This window comes from Pedobacter sp. BS3, assembly GCF_008274585.1.
Classification (GTDB): Bacteria; Bacteroidota; Bacteroidia; order Sphingobacteriales; family Sphingobacteriaceae; genus Hufsiella_A.
Genome location: NZ_VTRT01000002.1, coordinates 331,917 through 354,617, shown reverse-complemented (window position 1 = coordinate 354,617; position 22,701 = coordinate 331,917). Strand labels below are relative to the sequence as shown.

The 22,701-nt window shown below is 43.9% G+C and carries 23 protein-coding genes; 18 read left to right on the top strand and 5 right to left on the bottom strand.

From position 1 onward, the window contains the following. The 11 genes from FW774_RS07210 to FW774_RS07160 all read left to right on the top strand — a co-directional run bounded on the left by FW774_RS07210 (position 1) and on the right by FW774_RS07160 (position 9,661). Complete coding sequence (locus FW774_RS07210) at positions 1-543, top strand: hypothetical protein (protein ID WP_149347500.1); 543 nt, start codon at positions 1-3, stop codon at positions 541-543. After that, positions 543-1,709 carry a PP2C family protein-serine/threonine phosphatase gene (locus FW774_RS07205; RefSeq protein WP_149347499.1) on the top strand — a complete coding sequence of 389 codons (1,167 nt, stop codon included), beginning with the start codon at positions 543-545 and terminating at the stop codon, positions 1,707-1,709. The genes FW774_RS07210 and FW774_RS07205 overlap by 1 nt, the downstream gene beginning before the upstream one ends. Next, positions 1,684-2,016: an STAS domain-containing protein gene (locus FW774_RS07200; protein ID WP_149347498.1), complete on the top strand. Its 333-nt coding sequence runs from the start codon at positions 1,684-1,686 to the stop codon at positions 2,014-2,016. Before FW774_RS07205 ends, FW774_RS07200 begins: the two co-directional genes overlap by 26 nt. Before the next feature lie 8 nt (positions 2,017-2,024). Further along, positions 2,025-2,570, top strand: coding sequence for a hypothetical protein (locus FW774_RS07195; RefSeq protein ID WP_149347497.1), 546 nt, complete (start codon positions 2,025-2,027; stop codon positions 2,568-2,570). Between the two features lie 267 nt (positions 2,571-2,837). Continuing rightward, positions 2,838-3,641, top strand: a complete 804-nt coding sequence (locus FW774_RS07190) for a glycosyltransferase (protein WP_149347496.1) — start codon at positions 2,838-2,840, stop codon at positions 3,639-3,641. Then, positions 3,634-4,404 (top strand): glycosyltransferase, encoded by a 771-nt coding sequence (locus tag FW774_RS07185; RefSeq protein WP_149347495.1) that lies wholly within the window; start codon positions 3,634-3,636, stop codon positions 4,402-4,404. The genes FW774_RS07190 and FW774_RS07185 overlap by 8 nt, the downstream gene beginning before the upstream one ends. Before the next feature lies 1 nt (position 4,405). Continuing rightward, positions 4,406-5,293, top strand: coding sequence for a glycosyltransferase family 2 protein (locus FW774_RS07180; protein ID WP_149347494.1), 888 nt, complete (start codon positions 4,406-4,408; stop codon positions 5,291-5,293). A gap of 5 nt (positions 5,294-5,298) precedes the next feature. Continuing rightward, the gene (locus FW774_RS07175) at positions 5,299-6,282 is read left to right on the top strand and encodes a hypothetical protein (protein WP_197739814.1); all 984 of its coding nucleotides are present in this window, start codon (positions 5,299-5,301) and stop codon (positions 6,280-6,282) included. Between the two features lie 73 nt (positions 6,283-6,355). Continuing rightward, on the top strand, positions 6,356-7,708 hold the full coding sequence (locus tag FW774_RS07170) for a flippase (RefSeq protein ID WP_149347493.1): 1,353 nt from the start codon (positions 6,356-6,358) through the stop codon (positions 7,706-7,708). Further along, entirely contained in the window at positions 7,705-8,520 is an 816-nt protein-coding gene (locus FW774_RS07165; RefSeq protein WP_149347492.1) for an alpha-1,2-fucosyltransferase, read from the top strand. Before FW774_RS07170 ends, FW774_RS07165 begins: the two co-directional genes overlap by 4 nt. Before the next feature lie 130 nt (positions 8,521-8,650). After that, a complete protein-coding gene (locus tag FW774_RS07160) occupies positions 8,651-9,661 on the top strand; it encodes a type IX secretion system membrane protein PorP/SprF (protein WP_149347491.1) in 1,011 nt (336 codons plus the stop codon). Positions 9,662-9,810: 149 nt separating this feature from the next. On the opposite strand, the gene hemF is transcribed toward FW774_RS07160, so the two are convergent. From hemF to FW774_RS07145, 3 genes are all read right to left on the bottom strand, one after another. After that, positions 9,811-10,707: an oxygen-dependent coproporphyrinogen oxidase gene (hemF, locus tag FW774_RS07155; RefSeq protein ID WP_149347490.1), complete on the bottom strand. Its 897-nt coding sequence runs from the start codon at positions 10,705-10,707 to the stop codon at positions 9,811-9,813. Between the two features lie 172 nt (positions 10,708-10,879). Then, positions 10,880-11,419: an RNA methyltransferase gene (locus FW774_RS07150; RefSeq protein ID WP_149347489.1), complete on the bottom strand. Its 540-nt coding sequence runs from the start codon at positions 11,417-11,419 to the stop codon at positions 10,880-10,882. Beyond that, positions 11,420-12,574, bottom strand: coding sequence for a galactokinase (locus tag FW774_RS07145; RefSeq protein ID WP_149347488.1), 1,155 nt, complete (start codon positions 12,572-12,574; stop codon positions 11,420-11,422). 137 nt (positions 12,575-12,711) lie between these two features. Here FW774_RS07145 and FW774_RS07140 point away from each other — a divergent pair, with 137 nt between their 5' ends. The 7 genes from FW774_RS07140 to FW774_RS07110 all read left to right on the top strand — a co-directional run bounded on the left by FW774_RS07140 (position 12,712) and on the right by FW774_RS07110 (position 20,129). Then, the gene (locus FW774_RS07140; RefSeq protein ID WP_149347487.1) at positions 12,712-13,368 is read left to right on the top strand and encodes an ABC transporter ATP-binding protein; all 657 of its coding nucleotides are present in this window, start codon (positions 12,712-12,714) and stop codon (positions 13,366-13,368) included. A gap of 13 nt (positions 13,369-13,381) precedes the next feature. After that, entirely contained in the window at positions 13,382-13,870 is a 489-nt protein-coding gene (locus FW774_RS07135) for a hypothetical protein (protein ID WP_149347486.1), read from the top strand. After that, entirely contained in the window at positions 13,854-14,468 is a 615-nt protein-coding gene (locus tag FW774_RS07130) for an HAD family hydrolase (protein WP_149347485.1), read from the top strand. Before FW774_RS07135 ends, FW774_RS07130 begins: the two co-directional genes overlap by 17 nt. A gap of 125 nt (positions 14,469-14,593) precedes the next feature. Next, positions 14,594-16,210 carry a S41 family peptidase gene (locus FW774_RS07125; protein WP_149347484.1) on the top strand — a complete coding sequence of 539 codons (1,617 nt, stop codon included), beginning with the start codon at positions 14,594-14,596 and terminating at the stop codon, positions 16,208-16,210. A gap of 450 nt (positions 16,211-16,660) precedes the next feature. Continuing rightward, positions 16,661-18,145 carry a glycerol kinase GlpK gene (glpK, locus tag FW774_RS07120; protein WP_149347483.1) on the top strand — a complete coding sequence of 495 codons (1,485 nt, stop codon included), beginning with the start codon at positions 16,661-16,663 and terminating at the stop codon, positions 18,143-18,145. A 122-nt stretch (positions 18,146-18,267) separates the two neighbouring features. Beyond that, positions 18,268-18,999: an MIP/aquaporin family protein gene (locus FW774_RS07115; protein ID WP_149347482.1), complete on the top strand. Its 732-nt coding sequence runs from the start codon at positions 18,268-18,270 to the stop codon at positions 18,997-18,999. Between the two features lie 260 nt (positions 19,000-19,259). Beyond that, on the top strand, positions 19,260-20,129 hold the full coding sequence (locus tag FW774_RS07110; protein WP_149347481.1) for an SDR family oxidoreductase: 870 nt from the start codon (positions 19,260-19,262) through the stop codon (positions 20,127-20,129). 205 nt (positions 20,130-20,334) lie between these two features. On the opposite strand, the gene FW774_RS07105 is transcribed toward FW774_RS07110, so the two are convergent. Both FW774_RS07105 and FW774_RS07100 read right to left on the bottom strand, forming a co-directional pair. After that, entirely contained in the window at positions 20,335-22,071 is a 1,737-nt protein-coding gene (locus tag FW774_RS07105; protein WP_149347480.1) for a phospho-sugar mutase, read from the bottom strand. A 336-nt stretch (positions 22,072-22,407) separates the two neighbouring features. Then, positions 22,408-22,695, bottom strand: a complete 288-nt coding sequence (locus FW774_RS07100; protein WP_149347479.1) for a hypothetical protein — start codon at positions 22,693-22,695, stop codon at positions 22,408-22,410. Positions 22,696-22,701: the final 6 nt, after the last annotated feature.

Genomic DNA, 22,701 nt, shown 5'->3' with positions numbered 1-22,701 from the left:
ATGGAAGAAACGAAACAGACAACTACGCTTTTTGGATTAAGCACAACGGAGCAGAAGGCGCATGTTACCCATAAGCTGAATGAGCTGATTGTACTGCTGCAATCCAGCAGCCTGAACCATCAGGACAAGGAACACATCAGGCAGCAGTTTGATAAAGCGATTGCCGATATGCTTTCTTCCTCAAAAAACATACAGGCCTACCGGGAGATGGATAAGGAGGCAACATCACGTGAGGAAATGCTGGATAATCTGGAATTATTACTGTCGCAGCATCCCTTAGACAGTAAGCTATCGCGTAAATACCTGCATTTGTCCCGCATGAAGTATATTTTTCAATTATGTATGGGACTGGCCATGATCACCCTGGGACTATCGATGATATTTTTACCGGCGCCGCCTTACTTTGAAATGTTCACCATTATTTATTTCACTACCGACGATGGTTTTACTTTAATGGATTTAATTTCTTTAATTATTGTATTTTGCGGCGTATATTTAACAATTAACGCTTTAATTAAAATTCGTGCCCTGCGGGCTTCCTGATGGCAACCGGAACGAAAACAATTCTGCTGGTAGACGATGAGCCGTTTATACTGGAGCTCATTGCCAAAACGCTTGAGCGTGATGGATTTATCTGTCACAGGGCAACGTCTGCGGCAGAAGCAATGGAATTGCTCAACGATATCAATCCCGACATCATCCTGTCGGATTACAGTATGCCCGGCGACGACGGATTTGCGTTCAGGAAAAAATTGCTGGCAAACGACCGGCTTAAAAACATCCCCTTTGTATTTTTAACAGCGTTTACCCAGAATGATATGATATTGCAGGGGCTTGATCTGCAGGCGGTTGATTACATTGCTAAAGACACGGCGCTGCCGGTAATCATATCCAAACTCAATAATCTGCTGTCTACGGTTAGAGAGCAACACGAAAAATCGCTGGCAGAATTACGTAAAACCGCCGAAACGCTGAATTTACGGTCAACGCCGCAAAGCGCACCCCGAATTAGGGGATTTGATATTTCTTTCTGGCATAAAACATTTCAGAACTATCCCGGTGGCGATTTTATCGATTTTATCTCCATCAGCGATAAATATACGTATGTGGTGCTGGGCGATGTGATGGGTAAGCAGTGGGGAGCCTGGTGCTTTTCGTTTAACTTTTTAAGTTATATACGCTCGGCCGTACGCCTGTGTGTGTACGATGGTAATATCTCAACAGCCGTTATCCTGAAAAAAATTAACGATGTGGTTTACGGCGATCCTGTTTTGCAGGATGTGATGTCTACCCTGACCTTGATTATGATCGAGCATCAAACCGGCAGATTATATTATTCCGGTGCCGGCGACTTACCGCTTATTCATTATAAATACCAGCGGGGGGTAAGCAGTATTGCTTCCACCGGTTTATTACTGGGCTTATTGGCTAACGGTGATTATACCGAACAGGAAATTGTTTTGAACGCGGGCGATAAATTGCTGGTTATTTCAGACGGAATGATTGACTACAAGGATGATGAAGGCAAGAAAACCGACTACGATTTGTTTGTTAACCGGATAAAATCGTTTATCAGCAATAAAAACGCATTGCAGTATATCAAGGGCGCATTATTTTCAAAACAAAACAACAGGGAACAAATAGACGATTGCAGTATAATTATAATAGAAAAAGAAAAATCAGATGATATTTCAAGTACAACCTCATGAAGATTATATCCTGGTAGAGCTGCTTGTTAAAGAAGCTAACCTGGCTTATGCCGATACCTTTAAGCAGGAGATGGTTAAGCTGATTGACCGTGAAAGCAAACCCTACATCATCAGCTTTAAAAATGTAGATTATGTAGACAGTTCATTTTTAGGTGCGTTGGTGTCATCGCTTAAATATGCCATATCCAAACACGCGGATATTGCCGTTGCGTATCTGAATAAAGATATCTTAAACCTTTTTTCATTGATCAGGATGGATAAAGTATTTAAAATACATCAAACCCTGCCACCGCAACAACCCGCATAATTTGCCGAATGGATTATATAAAAAAAGAAGTGCTGTTTGAGCACTCTACAGATAACATTTACTCCTTTGTTAACACTGTAATTGATATTATCAGGGAAAATGTACACCCCGAAAAATACGAACCTAACAGCAGTGCGGTTAAGCAGGTAATTATTGAGCTATGTACCAATGCTATTAAGCACAGCAATTGCCGGCAAAGCATTTTTATGATCGAAACCGATCATCTCTTTATAAAGATCAGCAAAGCAGATAGCGGATTACCATTTAGTTTGATTTGCAGTAACATGGTTTTAAGTTTTCCGCTTACACTGCCATATACAGCAGAGCCGGTAATTATCCGTAAAGATATGTTATCCACATTGCTGGCAGCTCCGGTTAGCATGAACGAGCTGGTTTTTAAATACATTGAGCACGATGAGCCCGAAAGCTATGACCCGCAGGATTTACTGGAACATTATGGCCTGCTCATTATTGCCAAACACACGTTTGAGTTTACTTACCAGTATGATGAAAATAGCTGTACAAATATATTTAAGGCCGTTATACGGATTTAGAACAATATGCTGATTCAAACTAATACCGGTCAGTGTGAGAGAAAATGGTGCATTTCAAATTATCGCCGGCTGGTGAAGACACCAGCCGGGACAATCCGCCGTGGGCGGTGGAGACACCGCCCACAAAAAGTAACGGAATGCGATAATTTGAAATGCACCTGGGAAAAAATGGCAAGGATCTCAATATTTTTGAGAGATTAAAAACGTAGTGTGTTTTAATTTTTGACTTTTAACTTTTAACTTTCAACTTTTTACTTGGGCCTCGGTATGGGTAATGGTTTATACACCTTCAACGATGTAACCTTATTAATTACGCATTACAATCGCAGTGCGTCGCTTGAACGCCTGCTTAATGCTTTCAACAGGCTCAATTGTACATTTGCTGAAATTATTGTGTCTGATGATGCCAGCAAGGCCGACCATTTTAAGCGTATCCAGGAGCTTCAGGACGAATACGGGTTTAACCTGCTTATTACCCATCATAATAAAGGTTTGGGCAATAACATCAATAAAGGTCAGGACGCTGTTAAAACACCCTATACCTTATATGTACAGGAAGATTTTATCCCTAAAGATGCTTTCCCCGAACATTTTACCGATGCGCTTCAACTGATGGACGAAAATCCCGAGCTGGACATTGCCCGCTTCTATGCCTATTTTAAATATCCCTACCTGGAATCTTTTGCCAAAGGATTTGACAGGATGAAGTTCAAATTCTGGTACCCGGGATATATGAAATTTTACAGCTACAGCGATCATCCGCACCTGCGAAGAAGCACCTTTTTTCAAAAGTTTGGCCGCTATTTGGAAGGGGTGAACGGCGATAAAACCGAATATAATATGTGTCTTTCGTTTCTGAAAAATGGCGGTAAGGGAATATTCTATCATCTTTTCACAACGCTGTTCGACCAAAAAAATACATCCAGCGAGCCCAGCACGGCCGATTTTCGGTCATCGTGGACACAACGTAAAAACATCTTTGTACGCATACTCCGCAAAGTATACCTGCAATACAAATTCCTGAAATTTAGCTGGGATTACCTGTTTTATCCGAAAATCACCAATGAATAACGCTCCACATCAATATACCGGCGTAACCCTGTTAATTACGCATTATAACCGGAGCAGCTCGTTGGAGCGGTTGTTGAAAACCTTTCGCGATAACGGTTACCGGTTCGATGATATTGTAGTTTCGGACGATGGGAGTAAGGTATTTCATATCGATGAACTGAAACGCCTGCAGGCTGAATACGACTTTCAACTATCAGAAACACCGGTTAATAAGGGGCTGGGTAACAATATCAATAAAGGGCAAGACCTGGTAAAAACCCCGCTGACGTTATATGTACAGGAAGATTTTGTGCCCAGGCCGCTGTTCAAAGAAAAGCTTGCCGATGCAGTAGCGTTTATGAACGAGCGTCCCGATATAGACGTTGTCCGGTTTTACGCTTATTTTAAATATCCCTATTTAAAACCCTATAAAAATGGTTTTTCAGAAATGATATTCAATATATGGAATAAAGGATACAAAAAGTTCTATTATTACAGCGACCATCCGCATTTACGACGAAGCAGCTTTTTTGAGAAGTTCGGGCGGTATGCGGAAAACACCAAGCCTGATGTCACGGAATATCGTATGATGATGTCGTTTTTGAAGCACAAGGGTAAAGCCCTGTATTACGATGATTATACCGGTTTATTTGACCAGGTGAACTCGCAGGCAGAGCCAAGCATGGTAAAACGTAATTACTGGCGTAATTCTAACAACCCGTTCGTTACTTTAGTCAGGCATGGGTATCGCTATCTGAAATTTAACTGGGATTTATTAACCTGATATGGCTCAACACGATACATCAGCTCACCTGCCAGAATGGTTGCAACCGCATTTGTTTCCCGGCAAAAAGTTTGCCGACCTTACCGTTGCAGAGCTCAGCGATTTGAAAGAGCGGTTAAGCCGCTTTCGCGATGAGCAGCCCGAAGTTTCGGTAGTAATTCCGGCCTGGAACGAGCAGGATAACATTTTTCGTACGCTGTCTTCGCTGGCTGCCAATACGTGCCGCTATCGTGTTGAAATTGTGGTGATAAACAATAACTCAACCGATGGCACACAGCAGGTGTTGGATGAATTGGGCGTACGAAATTACCTGCAACCCATACAGGGAACGCCGCATGCCCGGCAGATGGGCTTATTTAAAGCACGGGGAAAATATCACTTGTGTGCCGATTCAGATACATTTTATCCACCCAAATGGATCGAATTAATGGTTAAACCGATGGAAAAAGATCCATCGATAACAGGCGTTTACGGGCGGTATTTCTTTTTGCCGCAGCCCGGCGAAGGACGTTTTTTATATTTCTTTTACGAAAAGGTCACCGGCCTGCTTATCCGCTTAAGAAAAATAAATCGCGAATACATCAACGTATTAGGTTTTAATATGGGTTTTGTAACCGAGGTGGGACGTACCACCGGCGGTTTTGAGGTAACCGATGTGCGGAAATTTGATAATGCCCTGGGCAGCGATTATTTTGTGGATGAGGCCGAAGACGGGCGCATGGCCATCAACCTGAAAAAGAAAGGCCGGCTGAAATTAGTAACCAATTACAAAGCCCGCGTATTTACATCTTCACGGAGGTTAAAAGCCGAAGGCGGTTTGGTGAAATCATTTATAAACAGGTTTAAATTGCATACCCGGCGTTTGTCGGAGTATGTTAACGGAAAATAATAGTTTTGGAAGCAGGAAAAATACCCGATAACATCATCACCAAACTGATCAGCCTGTATGTACGGCTGCGGTTTGGCAAATTACACTGGGGGGTGCGATATTATTACCGCGACACCTATTACTGCCAGTTTGTGCAGCTTAAATACATTTTAAGAGATTATGTATTCCGCAAGAAGTATAAAGAAATTTCGTTCGACGGCGAATTTGCTCCCGAACTGGAATTTGTGCTGCCTTTTGCCTACTGGCATTATAAAAACGGCACGCTGAAAAGCACCCGGGGAGCCAAATACACCAAAGAAATGTATTTCTTTTCGCCGGATCATGAAGAAGTATACGATGTACGCACCAACGAGGGCAACTATAATTACGAGATGCCACGCATATTGTACAGTCACAATTACAATATGAAAAAGTGGGCAATGGTTCCGCTCAAAGAAACTTACCGGAATGATATTTACCGTTTCGACAAGCCTATCCTGATTATTGCCAACCGGTACAATATGGAATGGAACGGGCCACCTGTAAGTTTTTACAGTATTGAATTGCTGGATTTTATGATCAGCAGGCTGAAAAACAAATTCACGATTATTTATAATCGTCCGCGTCCGCAAAATATTACGATGGACACCAGCGATATTTATGATCTGGACGAATTTGACTGGCTTGAAAAAACGCATCCGGAGGTGATATTGATGGAAGATCTGTATAAAGAAAATAAAAGTAATGCCCGTAATTTCAATCATCTGCAATTAATGGTTTATGCCAATGCCGATCATTTCATATCCATACATGGCGGCACGGCAGCATTGGCAAGCTACTTTAAAGGCATTAACCTGATATTATCAAAGAAAGGTCCGGAGCATCATTTCGGTTGTTTCCAGAAGTTGTTTCCGAAGCTATCGGGAGCAAAGATATTGCATGCCAAAACCGATGATGAAGTGAAGCAGTACATTGAAACGTATTATGTAAAAGGAGAGAATTTACAATGAGCCCTTTTGAGTTTTCATCCCGAACAGTCGGAATTTCGCTGCGCTCAACTTTTGCCTTTTGAATTAAACCTGCATGGAAGAACAAAAACAAAAAGACCATTACTGGCTGAAATCAGGCATACTGAATGTGCTGCAGAATATGTCTGGCGTGCTGTTTGGTTTTGGCAGTTTTTATATCCTGGTAAGACTCCTCAATAAACACGATTATGGTGCATGGACACTATTCATGTCGACCATAACCATTATGGAGATTACCCGTAACGGATTGATACAGAATGCTTTGGTTAAATTCTACTCGGCAGCTGGAAAAGAAGACCGAAGCAAAATTTTGTCGGCATCGGCTACCATTACATCGGTATTAACGGTGGTGTGCATCATAGCCACTTTCTGTTTTGCAGGCTTTTTGGCAAACCTGTGGAAATCGCCAGAGCTTGTTCCCATGTTCTACCTGTATACTATTGTTTTTCTGCTGTTGGGTATATTAATGCAGTTTAATTGTATAGAACAGGCCAACTTTAAATTCAAGGGCATTGTGGTTACAGCTACTATCCGGCAGGCCGTTTTCTTTTCTTACATATTGATATGCTGGATTGCGGGCTGGCAAACCAAACTGATCTACCTGGTACATGTACAGATATTCAGCGTACTGATAAGCACACTGGTGGGTTATGTGTATGCAAAGCCTTACCTGGCTATTTCGCTAAAAATTCATCGCGACTGGATAAAAAAGCTGTTCAACTATGGGAAATATGCGTTTGGTACGTCTGTAAGCGCCATCTTATCTGGAACCATAGACCAAATGATGCTGGGCGCATTGCTATCGCCGGCGGCATCCGGGGCATTTAATATCGCGGTACGCATAACCAACCTCATCGATATACCCACCAGCGCTATGGCGAACATTGTTTTTCCGCAAAGTGCCAAACGTATTGAAACAGAAGGCACGGAAGCTGTAAAGTACCTGTACGAAAAATCGGTGGGCGCTATATTAGCCATACTGATCCCTGGTCTGGTCATCCTGTATCCGTTTACCGACCTGGTGATACATTTTATCGCGGGAGCTAAATACAACGATTCAATCCCGCTTTTGCGGATCACCCTGCTGTATTGCCTGCTTATTCCGTACGGACGCCAGTTTGGAACCATACTTGATTCCATCGGCCGAACCCGCACAACGTTCTTTATTGTATTATTTACGGCTACAACTAATATTGTACTTAACTATTTCTTTATCAGGAATATGGGCGTAATCGGTGCCGCGTATGCTACCTTATGTTCCAACATTATCGGCTTTGCCATCGGGCAATACATTCTTCATAAAGCATTAGGAGTGAATGTGCTCCATACGTTTATTTATGCTTACATGTTTTATCCTGAAATGTATCGAAAGTACATCAGGAAAGCTAATACATCACACACCACATGACAGGAGTTACGTTTAAAGGAAGGCTGGGTAACCAGTTATTTCAACTGTATTTTTTAATATATCTGAGGCGGAATAATCCCCGGAAATTCATCTTTTTTGTAAACCCGCACCATGCTTATTTAACCAAATATTTTGATTTGGGCACATACCGTAATCTGGTGCTTGGCTCTAAGTTATATTCTGTATTTACCCGTTATTTACCCATAGTTTTACCGTTTAAAGAGGTATATATTCAGAATTTTGTGGCTCCCCGCGAAATAAAGCCGGAAAATTTTACCATTTACAATGGATATTTTCAGACCGACTGGTATTTAAAGCATACGCCAGGGAATTATACAATTAAAATTAAACAGAAATATATCGACCGTTTTAACCAGGAATTTGGAGAATTATTTGCCCAGAACAAAACCATTGTGGTACACATCAGGCGTACCGATTATATGACGTATGGTAAACGCGATATCTCATTACCTATTGGTTATTTTCAAAAACGCCTGGCCGAGGTTGAGAATCTGGATAGCTATAAAGTGCTGTTTGTAAGCGATGATATTGAATTTGTGAAGGCTTCGTTTGAAAATAAACCCAATTATATTTTTTCAGTGAACGATGAAATAACCGATTTCCAGATCATTCAGAATGCCGATATCGCCATTATCTCAAACAGTTCGTTTGCCTGGTGGGCAGCTTATCTTTCCGAAAAAAACAACAAGGTAATAGCTCCTAAAAACTGGATGGCCTTCCGTATTGGTCGTGAGCATCCGCGAGGCGTCATGACCGATAAATTTACCTGGGTTGAGGTAGAAGGTAATTGATATCCGGCGTGGTAGCTCGCTCCCGATTGTAAAATAATGTTAAATTAGTTGACAGGTGAAAACTTATTGCTAATTTTCAGACAAAAAGATAACCAATTTTACAGGTTGCAATTGCTCATTAAAATATAGCGTGAAAAAGGTTTTTTTGTTCTGGATGTTAAGTGTGTGCATCACGCAGAGCTATGCCCAGCAGTTACCGCAATACACCCAGTACATATTCAATAATTATTTACTAAATCCCGCATTGTCGGGTATTGAAAATTATATCGATGTGAAACTGGGCTACCGCAAGCAATGGCAGGGGTTGGAGGGTGCGCCCGAAACCAGCTACATATCGTTAAATATGCCCATTGGCAAAAATTTTACCGGTGGCGATGCCAACGGTTTCCCTGAAAAAGGCGATAACCCGAATAACCGGAGCTTTGTGCGTGACTACATGGCTGCCGAACCTCATCACGGTATTGGTATAAATGCGGTAGTAGATAAAGCCGGGCCCTTGCAACGTACAGATGTTAACCTTACATACGCGTATCATCTCGGGCTTAGTAGTCGTGTTAATCTGGCAGCCGGTATTGCTGCTGGTGTGTCGCGAGTGAGCCTGGATATTTCAAAGGTAAGCCTGGAAAATAAGTCGGATCCGGCCATTGTTTCGGGGCAAGACAATGACCTGCAACCCAATTTAAGCGCCGGTTTATGGTTGTATGGCCCTGCATTTTTTGCCGGAGTTTCGGCACAGCAATTACTGGGCAGGCAGATCAGCTTTACTAACGATAATAAATACGATGAAGGCAAACAGGTTATGCACGTTTTTGCCACGGCGGGGTATAAGTTCTTTTTAGGTGAAAATATAACGGCAACGCCATCCGTTATGTTCAAATACATTTCCCCGGCGCCAACATCGGTAGATATGAATTTAAAGCTGGCTTTTCAGGATAAATTCTGGCTTGGAGGAGGCTACCGGAACAAGGATTCATTTTCGGCAATGGCCGGATTTAATGTCAGCTACCTGTTCAACCTTAGCTATTCGTATGATTTTACAACGTCTCAGCTAAATACAGTAAGCAACGGAACGCATGAAATTGTACTCGGTTTACTGCTCAATAACCGTTACCGGGTAACCTGTCCGCAAAGGCAGTTCTGAAATTAAGTCAAAATTCAAAAGCAAAAATTAAAAAACCTGCTAAGCGGGATTATTTGCATATTATATTCACTTGTGTTCGCTGGTTATTAACATCAGGGTCAAACCAACCAACTAACCAACCAAAAACCCAAAAAACCAATCATCCAACCCTATAACCAATCGATCCCCTTTTTAAGCAGGTTTAGCGTACGCTCTTCCTCGCTTCCTTTTTCAGGTTGAAAATCGTAAACCCAGTTAGCCTGCGGAGGAAGGCTCATCAGAATAGATTCAATGCGTCCGTTGGTTTCCAGGCCGAATTTAGTGCCGGCGTCATATACCAGGTTAAATTCCACATACCGGCTGCGGCGCTGGTATTGCCATTGCTTTTGCGCTTCGGTAACAGCCTTATAACGATTCCTGTTTATTAATTCGGAATATACAGGCACAAAAGACCGTCCAACGGCTTTTGAGAATTCAAACAATTGTGTCCAGTTCAATCCCGATTTTTCGGGATTGAGCCGGTCATAGAATATACCGCCAATGCCGCGGGTTTCATTACGATGCCTGATAAAGAAATAGTTATCCGCCCAGGTTTTAAATTCAGAATAAAATGATGGATTGTAACGGTCGCAAACAGATTTGAGATGCCGGTGAAAGAAACGGGCATCTTCATCAATGATATAATGAGGCGTGAGGTCTATGCCGCCGCCAAACCACCGCACCTGATCCGACAATTCAAAATACCGGATATTCATGTGAATGATCGGAACCATGGGATGATTGGGGTGAATAACAATGGAAACACCGGTTGCAAAGAAATCATCCTGGTCTACCTGTAACGCTTTTTTGATGGTTGCGGGTAATTTTCCGTAGACAGCCGAAAAGTTAACGCCGCCTTTCTCAATAATATTACCATGCTGAATAATGCGTGTACGACCGCCACCACCGCCTTCACGGTTCCAAAGTTCTTCTACGAAATGGCCCTTGCCATCTGCGGTTTCAAGCCCTTTGCATATCTCGTCCTGTATGGTGCGGTAAGCGTTGGCAATATCCTCTTTAAGTAACATGCTGTAAAATTGCTCTTTTTATAGCGGAAACCCCGATCTGAAATAAATAATCTACATTGTTTTGACGGAGAAATGCCGAAGCTGAGAATAAAGAAGGGAATAGCAATACTGATTCAGATGCGTTTGCCTTGGACGCACCCGCTATCGTAACAAGCTCAATTCTGCTGATTTTTTAGTCCTTCTTTATATTCAGCTTTGAAAAAACATCCCACAGCACAATACCTGCCGATATCACGATATTGAACGAATGTTTGGTGCCAAACTGTGGAATTTCCAGGCAGGTATCAATGAGCTTCATCACCTCGTCGGAAACGCCGTTTACCTCGTTGCCGAATATCAGGGCATATTTTTGATCCATATCAGGCTGAAAATGGTTGAGCATCGTACTGTTTTCGGCCTGTTCTATAGCAATTAGCTGGTAACCGGCTTTCCGCAAACGATTTACTGCTGTTACAGTATCCTCTTCGTATGTCCAGGCAACAGAATGCGTAGCGCCTAAAGCTGTTTTTTCAATTTCACGATGCGGGGGCTGCCCGGTAATGCCGCAAAGCACAATGGCTTCAACGGCAAAACCATCGGCCGTACGGAACACCGAACCTACGTTGTGCATGCTCCGGATGTTATCGAGCACAATAACAACAGGCAGTTTTTCCTGCTCACGAAATGCGGGGATACTTACCCGCCCTAATTCTTCCAGCTTTAGCTTGCGCATTTATAATTCTTTCACGCCATCGCCGATCAGCGAATTGTAAACCGAAGGAGCATAGCCGATCTTTTCGGTATAGTAAGCGGTTATTTTTTCGCTGAAATCATCAAAAGAATCGCCTTTTACCAATGCGATAGCACAACCACCGAAACCGGCGCCGGTCATACGTGCACCGGCCACATCATCGCGTGTTAACGCAAACTCTACAATAGTATCCAGCTCTTTTCCCGATACCTCGTACAGATCTTTCAGCGACTGGTGCGAGGCATACATCAGCTTACCAAACTCATCGATACGGTTGGCGGCCAAAGCCCCGGCGGCCTGTTTTACCCGGTGATTTTCTTCGACCACATGCTGCGCCCGGTTTTTTACTACCGGATCTTGTATCAGGTGAAGATGTTTTTGTAATACTTCCGGCTCCAGGTCGCATAAATAGTTGATCGCTATTTCGTGCCGGAGCGCTTTCAACGCTTCCTGGCATTCGTTAACACGCTCATTATATTTTGATTCGGCCAGTTTTCGCGGTTTATTGGTGTTGATAATAGCCAATACATAATCGCCGAGGTTGCAATCTACAGCTTCGTATTCTACGGTTTCGCAATCTAATTTCAGCGCCTTGTCCTTTTCGCCAAAGCCTACGGCAAACTGATCCATAATGCCGCAGTTAACACCGATAAACTGGTTTTCAACCTGTTTGGCTATTTTAACCAGATCCAGGCGGGAGAAGTTTCCGTTAAACAAGGTATTCAGGGCAAAAGCCGTAACCACTTCAATAGAGGCCGAAGAAGATAAGCCCGAACCAATGGGAATATCGCCGTAAAACAGCATATCCAAGCCTTGTAATTCTTTGCCTGCCTGTGCAAAATAGTCAATAACGCCTAACGGGTAATTGAACCACGAATCACCTGTTTTCTGGTAATGATCCTGAACGGGTACGGTCAGCTCTTCTTTAAAATTCAGGCTACGGAGCCTGAATTTACCTTCTGCATTTGGAGCAGTCAGCAGATATGTGCCAAAGGTAATGGCGCAGGGCATTACCAGTCCGCCATTATAATCAATATGTTCTCCGATCAGGTTAACGCGGCCCGGGCCAAAAAATGTATGTTGGGCTGTTTGTCCGAATTGTTGCTGAAATTTTTCCTGTAATTGCTGGTTAGTCATTCTGTTTAAAATATGAGCCGCTAAGATAGTAATTTTCCAAAGTGTACAAAATACACTTTGGGTTATTGAGTCGTATCTGCCCTGAACCAGCTTCGGACACTTACCATATCTAAAAGAATTTTATCTAAGTTTGCACGATGTTACAAGCAAGCGGCATTTATAAAAAGTATGGCAACCTGCATATTTTAAAAGGGGTAGACCTTACCGTTCAGCCGGGCGAAATAGTTACCATTATCGGCGCTTCGGGAGCGGGAAAAAGTACATTGCTACATATTATAGGTACGTTAGATAAACCCGATGCAGGTAAAATACTGATCAATAATATTGAAGTTAACAAGCTGTCATCCAAAAAATTAAGCGCTTTCAGAAATCAGCATATCGGCTTTATCTTCCAGTTCCATCACCTGCTGCCCGAGTTTACGGCGCTGGAGAATATTTGTATCCCCGGATATATTGCCGGCATAAATGATAAAGCGGTTATTAAGCGGGCCAAAGAGCTGCTGGCAATTTTGGGTTTAGAGCACCGGGCTGACCATAAACCCGGCGAATTGTCGGGCGGTGAGCAGCAGCGGGTTGCCGTTGCCAGGGCCCTGATCAATAATCCATCGGTAATTCTGGCCGATGAACCGTCAGGAAACCTGGATTCGGCAGGTGCACGGGCGCTGCATGAACTGTTTGTAGAACTGCGTAATACCATGAACCAAACCTTTGTTATTGTAACTCATAATGAGCATCTGGCCGAAATTGCCGACAGGCGTGTTGAAATGAAAGATGGCCTGATCATTAAAAATTAATCGCCTTTAAGTGATGAATTGCTTAATTACGGCAGCCTCAACCGCCTGGGCGTACAAAATAAAAAAGCTTCTGAACCCCGTTGGCAACGTGTTCCTGGGCGATTGTTATACCCTTCCCGGGATATCGCCCGCCGACGCCCGGTTTATTTCATTGCCTAAGGGAAGCTCTGAATCTTTTGCACACCGCCTGCTTACCTTATGCCTTGACCTGGAAATTACTAAGGTATATCCCTTACGGGAAGAAGAGCTGGCTCCGCTGGCAGAATCGGCGTTATTGTTCGCTGAGTTTGGAATAACTGTTTTTACACCGGATAGCCGGCGGTTAAAAGAATATAAAACCAGTGCCGCAGGCGATATTGTTATTGTTGAAAACGGTACTGTCACAACATCTAATGCAATCAAATACAACCATATATCCTTTAACGGTAACGGGATATTTTCTGTAGCCGATGCTTGCCTGCTAACTATTTTTGCTGTCCCTGCTCATGCTGACCTACGCTGATATCGACCCTAAAAAAAGCGCCTTTATTTTTGAGCTGGATAACGTGCTGTATCCCGAAAAGGATTATTTGCTGCAGATCTATTACCTGTTTGCCAATTTCCTGGAATATGTAGAAGCTGTTCCTCTGGCTGCCGATCTGACGGCCTTTCTGAAAAAGGCTTATGAGCATCATGGCAGCGACGGGTTATTTGAGCGGGCCCGGAGCGCCTTTGGTATCGATCCCAAATATCGCGAGAATTTCTTTCGTTTACATGTAACTGCAAAGCTTCCGCTGCCGCTTGTTTTATATCCTGAAATGTTATCCCTGTTGCAGGAAATTGTGGTAGACCGCAAGCAGTTGTACATTATTACTAACGGAAACCCGGCACAGCAGTTAAATAAGATCAGGCAAACCGACTGGAATGGTCTTGAAAAATATTTGCGGGTATATTTTGCCGAAGAGATAAAGCCTAAACCTGAGACAGATGTGCTGGAATATGTATTAACAGCACATCAGCTGTTGCGAAAAGATATCCTGCTGATAGGCAATTCTGCCATTGACGAGGAGTTTGCGGAAGCTGCAGGGGTAGATTATGTGGATGTAGCAGATTTTCGTTAACACAAGGTCGTGATTATACTGCTATTGGTCTCATTTTATGATAATTAACAATGTTAAACTTTGTTAATGCTACGGGCTTTTTGTTCCTTTGTTATATATAACTTTATGGTGACTTTGTTTATTATATGAAAAAAAATATACTGAGATTGCTGATACCTGTACTGGTTTTAAATCTCATTGTGGCAGGAGGTTGTAAAAAGAGCAAACTTTCAACTTCGGATGGTGATAATACCGATAATACCAATATCCCGGGAACGGGCACACGAGACCAGCTGACGAAAGATTCTATCTTTTTATATGCCAAAGAGGCATATTACTGGTATGCCTCATTACCGGATTACGCAACCTTTAAGCCGCGTAACTTTAGCTCTAATGATGCTGAGCTTTACGCTCTTACTCAATATTCAAATAATCCCGCTACCGGGAAACCCTATGAGTATGTAGCAGGTGAAACTTACCCGAAATACTCATTTTTTTATACCGAGGAATCATCCGGAGCAGTTTCGGCCCTGAAAGCGGATTTGAATGAAACAGCCACCGATTATGGTTTTGCCGTGATGTATAACACATTGACAGACTTACGTGTAACCTATGTTTATCCCGGTTCGCCGGCCGCATTACAAGGTTTAACAAGAGGTTGTCGTATCACAGCTATTAACGGGCGTTCCGGAAGCTCTATTTCTTACGATGCCAGCCCTTATGGATCCGGAACCAATCTCAGTTTTGTAGAGTCGGCCATATTTGGTACCAACGCCACGATCAGTATTACTTATATCAACCTGAGTGGCCAGACAAAAAGCGTGGTCATTTCCCGTAGCACCTATACTCTTGATCCGATATTATACACTACCACCTATACCATCGGCGATAAAAAAGTGGGCTACCTGGTATTTAACAGCTTTACAAACAATGTTACTTCCCGTTTAAAAAGTATTTTCTCTGATTTTCAATCCAAAGGCGTTACTGAGCTGGTTGTTGACCTGCGTTATAATGGTGGCGGTTATGTGAATACAGCTATAGATTTAATTAACCTGATAGCGCCTGTTTCGCAGAATAATAACGTGATGTTTACCACGTATTATAACAATAATTTGCAAAGTTTGACAACTCTTGCCAAACGTAAAGCCAGTATTCTGGTTAATCAGCCTTTGCCGGATGAAAATGGCCACCTTCAGAATTATACAGGAGGAGCAAATGGTAAATATGTTACATACGCCGACCTGAATTATAGCTCAACTTCATCTGATAATATTGAGCGCTTTTCAACGTCAGGTTCTTTAGCACCCAGCCGGGTTTATTTTATTGTTACCGGCTCTACGGCTTCGGCCAGCGAGCTCACAATAAATAGTCTTAAACCGGTTATGGATGTTAAGCTCATAGGCGAGACTACTTATGGCAAACCTGTTGGGTTTTTCCCGATACATATTGATGATTTTGATATGTATATCCCTGAATTTGAGACTAAAAACCAGGTTGGAACGGGTGGTTATTATTCCGGCCTGACCGTTGATAGATCGGGTTACGAGGATCTGGATAAAGCCTGGGGCGATTCGACTGAGGCATTGCTGGCTTATGCTTTAGGTTATACTAAAAACGGTGTTTTCAGTGCAACAAAAAAAGTAAATAATTCCGTTTCGTCAGAAGGTAAGGCGAGGTTGTCGGCCGAAGACCACAGTCAAATGGAGCGGTTGCTTGACAGGAACCGTTTTAAGGGGATGGTTGCAACACCTGTTTGGAAATAGGCTAAGTACCTGTTTAAATTTCATGAGATGATCGGGCGAAGCTCCAGCTTCGTCCGTTTTACATTTAAGCCTCCGGATCCGGCCAGGTTTCATGTCTTCACGAAACTTCTGTAGAAAATAAAGTTAACGCCTATGCGAGACTTCGGGAAAGCGTTGGAATTGAGCAATAGAGTGAGGCAACCGAACGCAGTGAGCTCATGAATACCATTGAAAAACACAGAAACTAATGAATAATCTGTTAATGATCAAACCAATAACCATCGAACTCAGGGTGGCATCTGTTCGCTCGTTGTGCCAAATTATTATGAATTGTTTTTGTTAATTTCAACTGATTTTCTATTATTGTTTTTGGTTTCGAATCAGCTATCGAAATTGTAAAAATGATGATAACCACGCATTCTTCGGGGTGAATTGCTTAACCTTGATAACGCGTTAACCTAATTAAACCGAATGGAAAAATACATCTTGTCTTTTGACCAGGGCACAACCAGCTCCCGGGCTATTATTATCAACAAACAGGGCGATATTGTAGCTATTGCACAGAAGGAATTTAAGCAGATCTATCCTAAGCCGGGGTGGGTGGAGCACAATGCTTCAGAGATATGGTCAACACAAGTGTCGGTGGCAACGGAAGCTATTTCAAAAGCCGGCTTATCGGCGCACCAGATAGCCGCTATCGGGATTACTAACCAGCGTGAAACCACGGTAGTTTGGGACAGGGAAACCGGCGAACCGGTTGCAAACGCCATTGTCTGGCAGGATCGTCGCACATCCGCTTATTGCGATAGCCTGAAAGCCGAAGGCTGGGCCGACAAGATCCAGCAAAAAACCGGGCTGATCATTGATGCTTATTTTTCGGCAACCAAAGTAAAGTGGATGCTGGATAATGTTGCCGGAGCCCGTGAAAAAGCGGAAGCCGGCAAGCTGGCTTTCGGGACTATCGATTCGTGGCTGGTATGGAAGCTGACCAACGGGAAAACGCACATTACCGATGTCACCAATGCATCGCGTACCATGCTTTATAATATTCATACGTTGCAGTGGGATAAGGAGCTGCTGGATTTGTTTGGCGTTCCTGAAAGCATGTTGCCCGAGGTGAGATCGTCCAGCGAGGTGTACGGGCATACGGCATCGTCGTTATTAGCCGCTCAGATACCTATTGCCGGTATTGCCGGCGACCAGCAGGCGGCCCTGTTCGGGCAGATGTGTACCGAAAACGGCATGGTGAAAAATACCTACGGTACGGGCTGTTTTATGCTGATGAACATCGGCGATAAGCCTATCGTATCTAAAAATAACCTGGTAACTACTATTGCCTGGCAGGTTAAAGGTCAGGTTGCTTATGCGCTGGAAGGCAGTATTTTTATTGGCGGCGCTGTAGTGCAGTGGCTGCGTGATGAGCTGGGCCTGATCTCTTCTTCCGCCGATGTTGAGGCGCTGGCATCAAAGGTCCCGGATACAGGCGGTGTTTATATTGTTCCGGCTTTTGCAGGATTGGGTGCGCCTTACTGGGATCAGCATGTACGTGGAACTATCACTGGTATTACCCGCGGAACGAACGCTGCTCATTTTGCCCGTGCGGCACTGGAAAGCATTGCTTATCAAACCATGGATGTGCTCAAGGCAATGGAAGCTGACTCCGGTTTGCCGATCAATGAGTTGCGTGTGGATGGTGGTGCGACAGCCAATAACCTGCTGATGCAATTCCAGGCCAATATTCTGCATACCAAGGTGGTGCGCCCGCAAATTACCGAAGTTACCGCGATGGGTTCGGCTTACCTTGCCGGCCTGGCAACCGGTTTTTGGCGTAGCATTGATGAGATCAGGGCGCAATGGAAGGTAGATCGTGAGTTTAACGATGACCACTCTATTGATGCCGATCAGCTGATTGCCGGATGGGGTAAAGCGGTAAAAGCAGCCCGGGCAGGTGTTTAGTGTTGTTTTAACCCTGAACCCGAATTACCGGGGGGGGCCGTACTGCCTGTCTCGAGAGGGACTTTTTGACTTTTAACTTTTAACTTTTGACTTTTGACTTTTGACTTTTGACTTTGTAATATATGAGTGATTTTACAGCAGAACTGGTAGGAACCATGTTCATGATACTTTTAGGCAATGGCGTGGTAGCCAATGTGGTTTTGCCGGGCACAAAGGGTAACGGCGGCGGCTGGATCGTGATTACCACGGCCTGGGCATTGGCCGTATTTGCCGGTGTAGTTATTGCCGGCCCTTACAGCGGGGCGCACCTCAACCCGGCGGTGAGCATAGCGCTGGCTATTGCCGGGAAATTTAGCTGGGCTAAAGTCCCTGTTTATGTTGCCGGACAATTTCTTGGCGCTATGGCCGGAGCATTTTTAGTATGGCTGATGTACCGGGATCATTTTGCCCAAAAGGCCGATCCGGCATTAAAGAGCGCCGCGTTCAGCACTGCCCCCGCCATAAAAGATACGCTGTCTAATTTCATCAGCGAGCTTATTGGAACCTTTGTGCTGATCTTTGTGATCTTTCATTTTACCGAAGCACAGTTGGGCCCGGATAAAACGCCTATTGGCCTGGGTTCGCTTGGTGCAATACCGGTAACCTTTTTGGTATGGGTAATCGGTTTATCGTTAGGCGGAACAACCGGCTATGCCATTAACCCGGCCAGGGATCTTGGCCCACGGATCATGCATGCCTTGCTGCCTATCCCCGAAAAGGAAAGTTTTAACTGGAGCTATTTCTGGATCCCGGTAATTGCACCGATAACCGGAGCTGCACTGGCGGCATTGCTGTATTTGAATTTTGGGATTTAGGTTGGTTGGTTAGTTAGTTAGTTAGTTAGTTAGTTGGTTGGTTGGTGGTTTAGTTGGTAGCTGATTATTTTTAAGATCTGGGGTTGCTTCGGCTTATTTAAAAGGTCATTGCATACCTGGTAGTATAGAAACATAGGGTTTGCTTTGCAGGCACTATGTTTTTTCTTTTTACTAAAAGCTGTATGCAATTGATAAGAAGGTTTTAAAACACCGGCAGTTTTTTGTTGTTAAAAAAAGCATAACCCTATGAAGATCATATTATGCAATCAGCAGCAGAAATCAAGGAGATTAATCCGAAGCAGCACCAGGAGAAGCAGCCGGGTGTTGAATCAGAAATGACACCGCGTCCGGCTTATGAAGGCGAGCGGCAGGACGTATTTTCAAAACTGGCCGGTAAGGTTGCTATCATAACCGGTGGCGACAGTGGTATTGGCAGGGCGGTGGCTGTAGCCTTTGCCCGTGAAGGCGCCAATGTAGTTATCGCTTACCTGGACGAACATGAAGATGCCAAAGAAACCCGCTGGCAGGTGGAGCAATATGGGCAGAAATGTCATCTCATTGCCGGCGATATCAGCTCAGAACAACATTGCAAAGTCATTGTAGAAGAAACGTTGCAGCAGTTTAAACGAATTGATATTGTAGTTAATAATGCCGCGGTGCAATACCCACAGGAAAATTTAGAAGACATCAGCTCTGAGCAGCTTGAAAAAACCTTTCGTACCAACATATTTCCGCATTTTTATTTAACCAAAGCTGCTTTACCGCATCTGCCGAAAGGCGGAACGGTGATTTGTACCACATCGGTAACCGCTTATCGCGGCAGCAGTCATTTAATAGATTACGCTGCCACAAAAGGAGCCATCGTCAGCTTTGTGCGTTCGCTGTCATCAACGGTGGCTCAGCGAGGTATCCGTGTAAACGGTGTAGCGCCCGGCCCGATATGGACCCCGCTAATACCTTCCAGCTTTGATGCCGACCACGTTGCCGGGTTCGGCTCTGATGTACCGTTAAAACGCCCGGGACAACCCGAAGAAGTAGCTCCCTGTTATGTTTTCCTGGCCTCAGAAGATTCGTCTTATATGACCGGCCAGGTATTACATCCCAACGGCGGAGAAATTATTAATGGCTAAGTGTAAACATCTCAGTTATGAGATTGCTTCTCCGCCAACTGGCCGGATCGCGATGACGAAAATAGGAGCGTCATTGCGAGGTGGAACGACGAAGCAATCTTTTCTTTGTAACACCATTACATATTAATTCCCCGGGGACTTCGGGATTGCCCCTCGGGATCGGGATGACGGGAGCTTTTATACTCCTCTTTTTACAAGCGATAAATCACACACCCAGATCTCTCATGATCTGGTCAATTTTATCATTCAGTTTCTTATCGGTTTCCCGATACTGCGATTTATCGGCCAGCGGCGTGTTCACGCTGCAATAAAACTTGATCTTAGGCTCTGTTCCCGACGGCCTTGCCGAAACAATGCTGCCATCTTCGGTTACAAACTGCAGCACATCCGATTTTGGCAATTCGAGCGGGGTAGTAGCTCCGGTAACCAGGTTTGTCTCTGTACGCTTTTCGTAATCTTTGATTGCAATTACCTTAGAGCCGCCGAGGGTCGCAGGCGGATTGTTACGGAATTTCTCAATCATCGCCACAATTTCTTCAGCGCCTGCTTTACCTTTCTTGGTAATAGAGATGAGTTTTTCCTGGTATAGTCCGTATTGTACGTACATGTCAACCAGCGCTTCGTACAGGCTGCTGCCTTTATCCTTGTAAAAAGCTGTCATTTCGGCAATAAAAGCGCTTGAAATAATAGCGTCTTTGTCCCTTACCAGATCGCCGATAAGATAGCCATAGCTTTCTTCGCCACCCACAATAAAGGTTTTCTGCCCTTCAAATTTGGTCATCAGCTCGCCGATGTACTTAAATCCCGTAAGGGTATTATAACATTCAACGCCCTTGCTTGCAGCAATTTTATCGATCAGGTAGCTGGTTACAATAGTTTTAACAATGTACTGGTTGCCATCAAGCTTATTGTTTTGCTGCCAGGCGGTAAGCATGTAATTGATCAGCAAGCTGCCGGTTTGGTTCCCGTTAAGCAGGATAAATTCACCCTTGTCGTCTTTAATAGCAATCCCTACACGGTCGGCATCCGGATCGGTAGCCAGCACCAGGTCGGCATCAATCTCCTGCGCTTTCTTCAGGGCTAACGTCAGCGCTTCCTTTTCTTCAGGGTTAGGATAAACCACCGTTGGGAAATTGCCATCGGGTTTAACCTGCTCTTCTACCAGGTTTACATTTTCAAAGCCCAGCTTGGCCAATATCCTGGGAACCAGTGTAATGCCTGTCCCGTGAATAGGAGAGTATACTATTTTAAGGTCTTTTTGGCGTTTAATAGCATCCGGCGAAACCGAAAGCGCTGCAGCTTTTTCTAAATATAAATTATCCAGGTCTTCGCCGATGTATTCAATATTGCTGTCTACGCGGTCAAATTTAACCTCGTCAATGCTGGTAATTTTGGCTACTTCCTGCAATACGGCCTTATCATGAGGCGCTACAAACTGCCCGCCGTCGGCGCCGTAAGCCTTATAGCCGTTGTATTCCTTGGGGTTGTGCGATGCCGTGATCATTACGCCGCTTTTGCAGCCTAACTGCCTGATGGCGAATGATAGTTCAGGCGTAGGACGTAGCTCCTTAAAGAAATAAACCTGTATGCCATTGGCCGAGAAAACATCGGCAGTAATTTTAGCAAAGTAATCCGAATTGTTGCGGCTATCGTGTGCAACGGCAACCTTTATTTTTTCGTCAGGATAGGTTTTCAGCAGGTAATTGCTCAAACCCTGCGTTGCGGTTCCTATGGTGTACTTATTTACACGGTTTGATCCCGGCCCCATAATACCGCGAAGACCGCCCGTACCAAATTCCAGGTCGCGGTAAAAAGAATCGGTTAATTCTGTAAATTGTTGCGTATTTAACAGGTTTTGAATTTGCGCTTTGGTTTCAGCATCGTAATTTCCCTGTAGCCACTGGTTGATCTTTTGTTGAACAGATGGGTCTAATTCCTGCATGATAATATAATAATTATGGTTTATGGTCGCTTTTTATACGGCCGCAAAATACAAAACAAATCAGATTCATTTTGTTTTGATCAACGAATATTATTGAAAATTGATCTGCACAACTGATTCATTTTATTTTGAAAAGCAGGGCCGGCGGTTCCTGGGTTCTGGTAGCCCGGCTGTTCGCTCATACGCCTGCGAGGCATTACGCACAAGGCCGGTATCCGCTTCCATCCGGTTTAGATAGGATGGGGTAGTGCTGTAAACGTTGGTGTACCGCAGCCAGTAACTTTGGCAACTTTTAGAAAGTTGTCAAAGTTCAAAGTCTTACGGCTTGGGAGCCAATTAAGCTACGTTATAAATTTTGATATTCGGCTCGCCTTTCAGATAAGGTTTTAACGCGATTACCACATCATTGTTGAAAAGGTTGCTCAATAAATATTTCTGTGCACTTTCAGCACTGTCGAATCCGTGTAAAACCTGAACATCTTCAGTATGTACCAGTAGCTCTTTGGACAAAGCTCCTTTAATGGTCTCTAAAAATGGTGCTTTATAGCTGTTGTAAACACCGGCAGCACCTGGTCTGTCTGCTTCGTTAATTTTTAATGTAATCTCTAAATATGCCTTTGCCATAATAAT

Coding starts and splice junctions, on each gene's coding strand:
- FW774_RS07210 (WP_149347500.1), top strand. CDS start 1: ATGGAAGAAACGAAACAGACAACTACGCTTTTTGGATTAAGCACAACG.
- FW774_RS07205 (WP_149347499.1), top strand. CDS start 543: ATGGCAACCGGAACGAAAACAATTCTGCTGGTAGACGATGAGCCGTTT.
- FW774_RS07200 (WP_149347498.1), top strand. CDS start 1,684: ATGATATTTCAAGTACAACCTCATGAAGATTATATCCTGGTAGAGCTG.
- FW774_RS07195 (WP_149347497.1), top strand. CDS start 2,025: ATGGATTATATAAAAAAAGAAGTGCTGTTTGAGCACTCTACAGATAAC.
- FW774_RS07190 (WP_149347496.1), top strand. CDS start 2,838: ATGGGTAATGGTTTATACACCTTCAACGATGTAACCTTATTAATTACG.
- FW774_RS07185 (WP_149347495.1), top strand. CDS start 3,634: ATGAATAACGCTCCACATCAATATACCGGCGTAACCCTGTTAATTACG.
- FW774_RS07180 (WP_149347494.1), top strand. CDS start 4,406: ATGGCTCAACACGATACATCAGCTCACCTGCCAGAATGGTTGCAACCG.
- FW774_RS07170 (WP_149347493.1), top strand. CDS start 6,356: ATGGAAGAACAAAAACAAAAAGACCATTACTGGCTGAAATCAGGCATA.
- FW774_RS07165 (WP_149347492.1), top strand. CDS start 7,705: ATGACAGGAGTTACGTTTAAAGGAAGGCTGGGTAACCAGTTATTTCAA.
- hemF (WP_149347490.1), bottom strand. CDS start 10,707: ATGTTACTTAAAGAGGATATTGCCAACGCTTACCGCACCATACAGGAC.
- FW774_RS07150 (WP_149347489.1), bottom strand. CDS start 11,419: ATGCGCAAGCTAAAGCTGGAAGAATTAGGGCGGGTAAGTATCCCCGCA.
- FW774_RS07145 (WP_149347488.1), bottom strand. CDS start 12,574: ATGACTAACCAGCAATTACAGGAAAAATTTCAGCAACAATTCGGACAA.
- FW774_RS07140 (WP_149347487.1), top strand. CDS start 12,712: ATGTTACAAGCAAGCGGCATTTATAAAAAGTATGGCAACCTGCATATT.
- FW774_RS07135 (WP_149347486.1), top strand. CDS start 13,382: ATGAATTGCTTAATTACGGCAGCCTCAACCGCCTGGGCGTACAAAATA.
- FW774_RS07130 (WP_149347485.1), top strand. CDS start 13,854: ATGCTGACCTACGCTGATATCGACCCTAAAAAAAGCGCCTTTATTTTT.
- FW774_RS07125 (WP_149347484.1), top strand. CDS start 14,594: ATGAAAAAAAATATACTGAGATTGCTGATACCTGTACTGGTTTTAAAT.
- glpK (WP_149347483.1), top strand. CDS start 16,661: ATGGAAAAATACATCTTGTCTTTTGACCAGGGCACAACCAGCTCCCGG.
- FW774_RS07115 (WP_149347482.1), top strand. CDS start 18,268: ATGAGTGATTTTACAGCAGAACTGGTAGGAACCATGTTCATGATACTT.
- FW774_RS07110 (WP_149347481.1), top strand. CDS start 19,260: ATGCAATCAGCAGCAGAAATCAAGGAGATTAATCCGAAGCAGCACCAG.
- FW774_RS07105 (WP_149347480.1), bottom strand. CDS start 22,071: ATGCAGGAATTAGACCCATCTGTTCAACAAAAGATCAACCAGTGGCTA.
- FW774_RS07100 (WP_149347479.1), bottom strand. CDS start 22,695: ATGGCAAAGGCATATTTAGAGATTACATTAAAAATTAACGAAGCAGAC.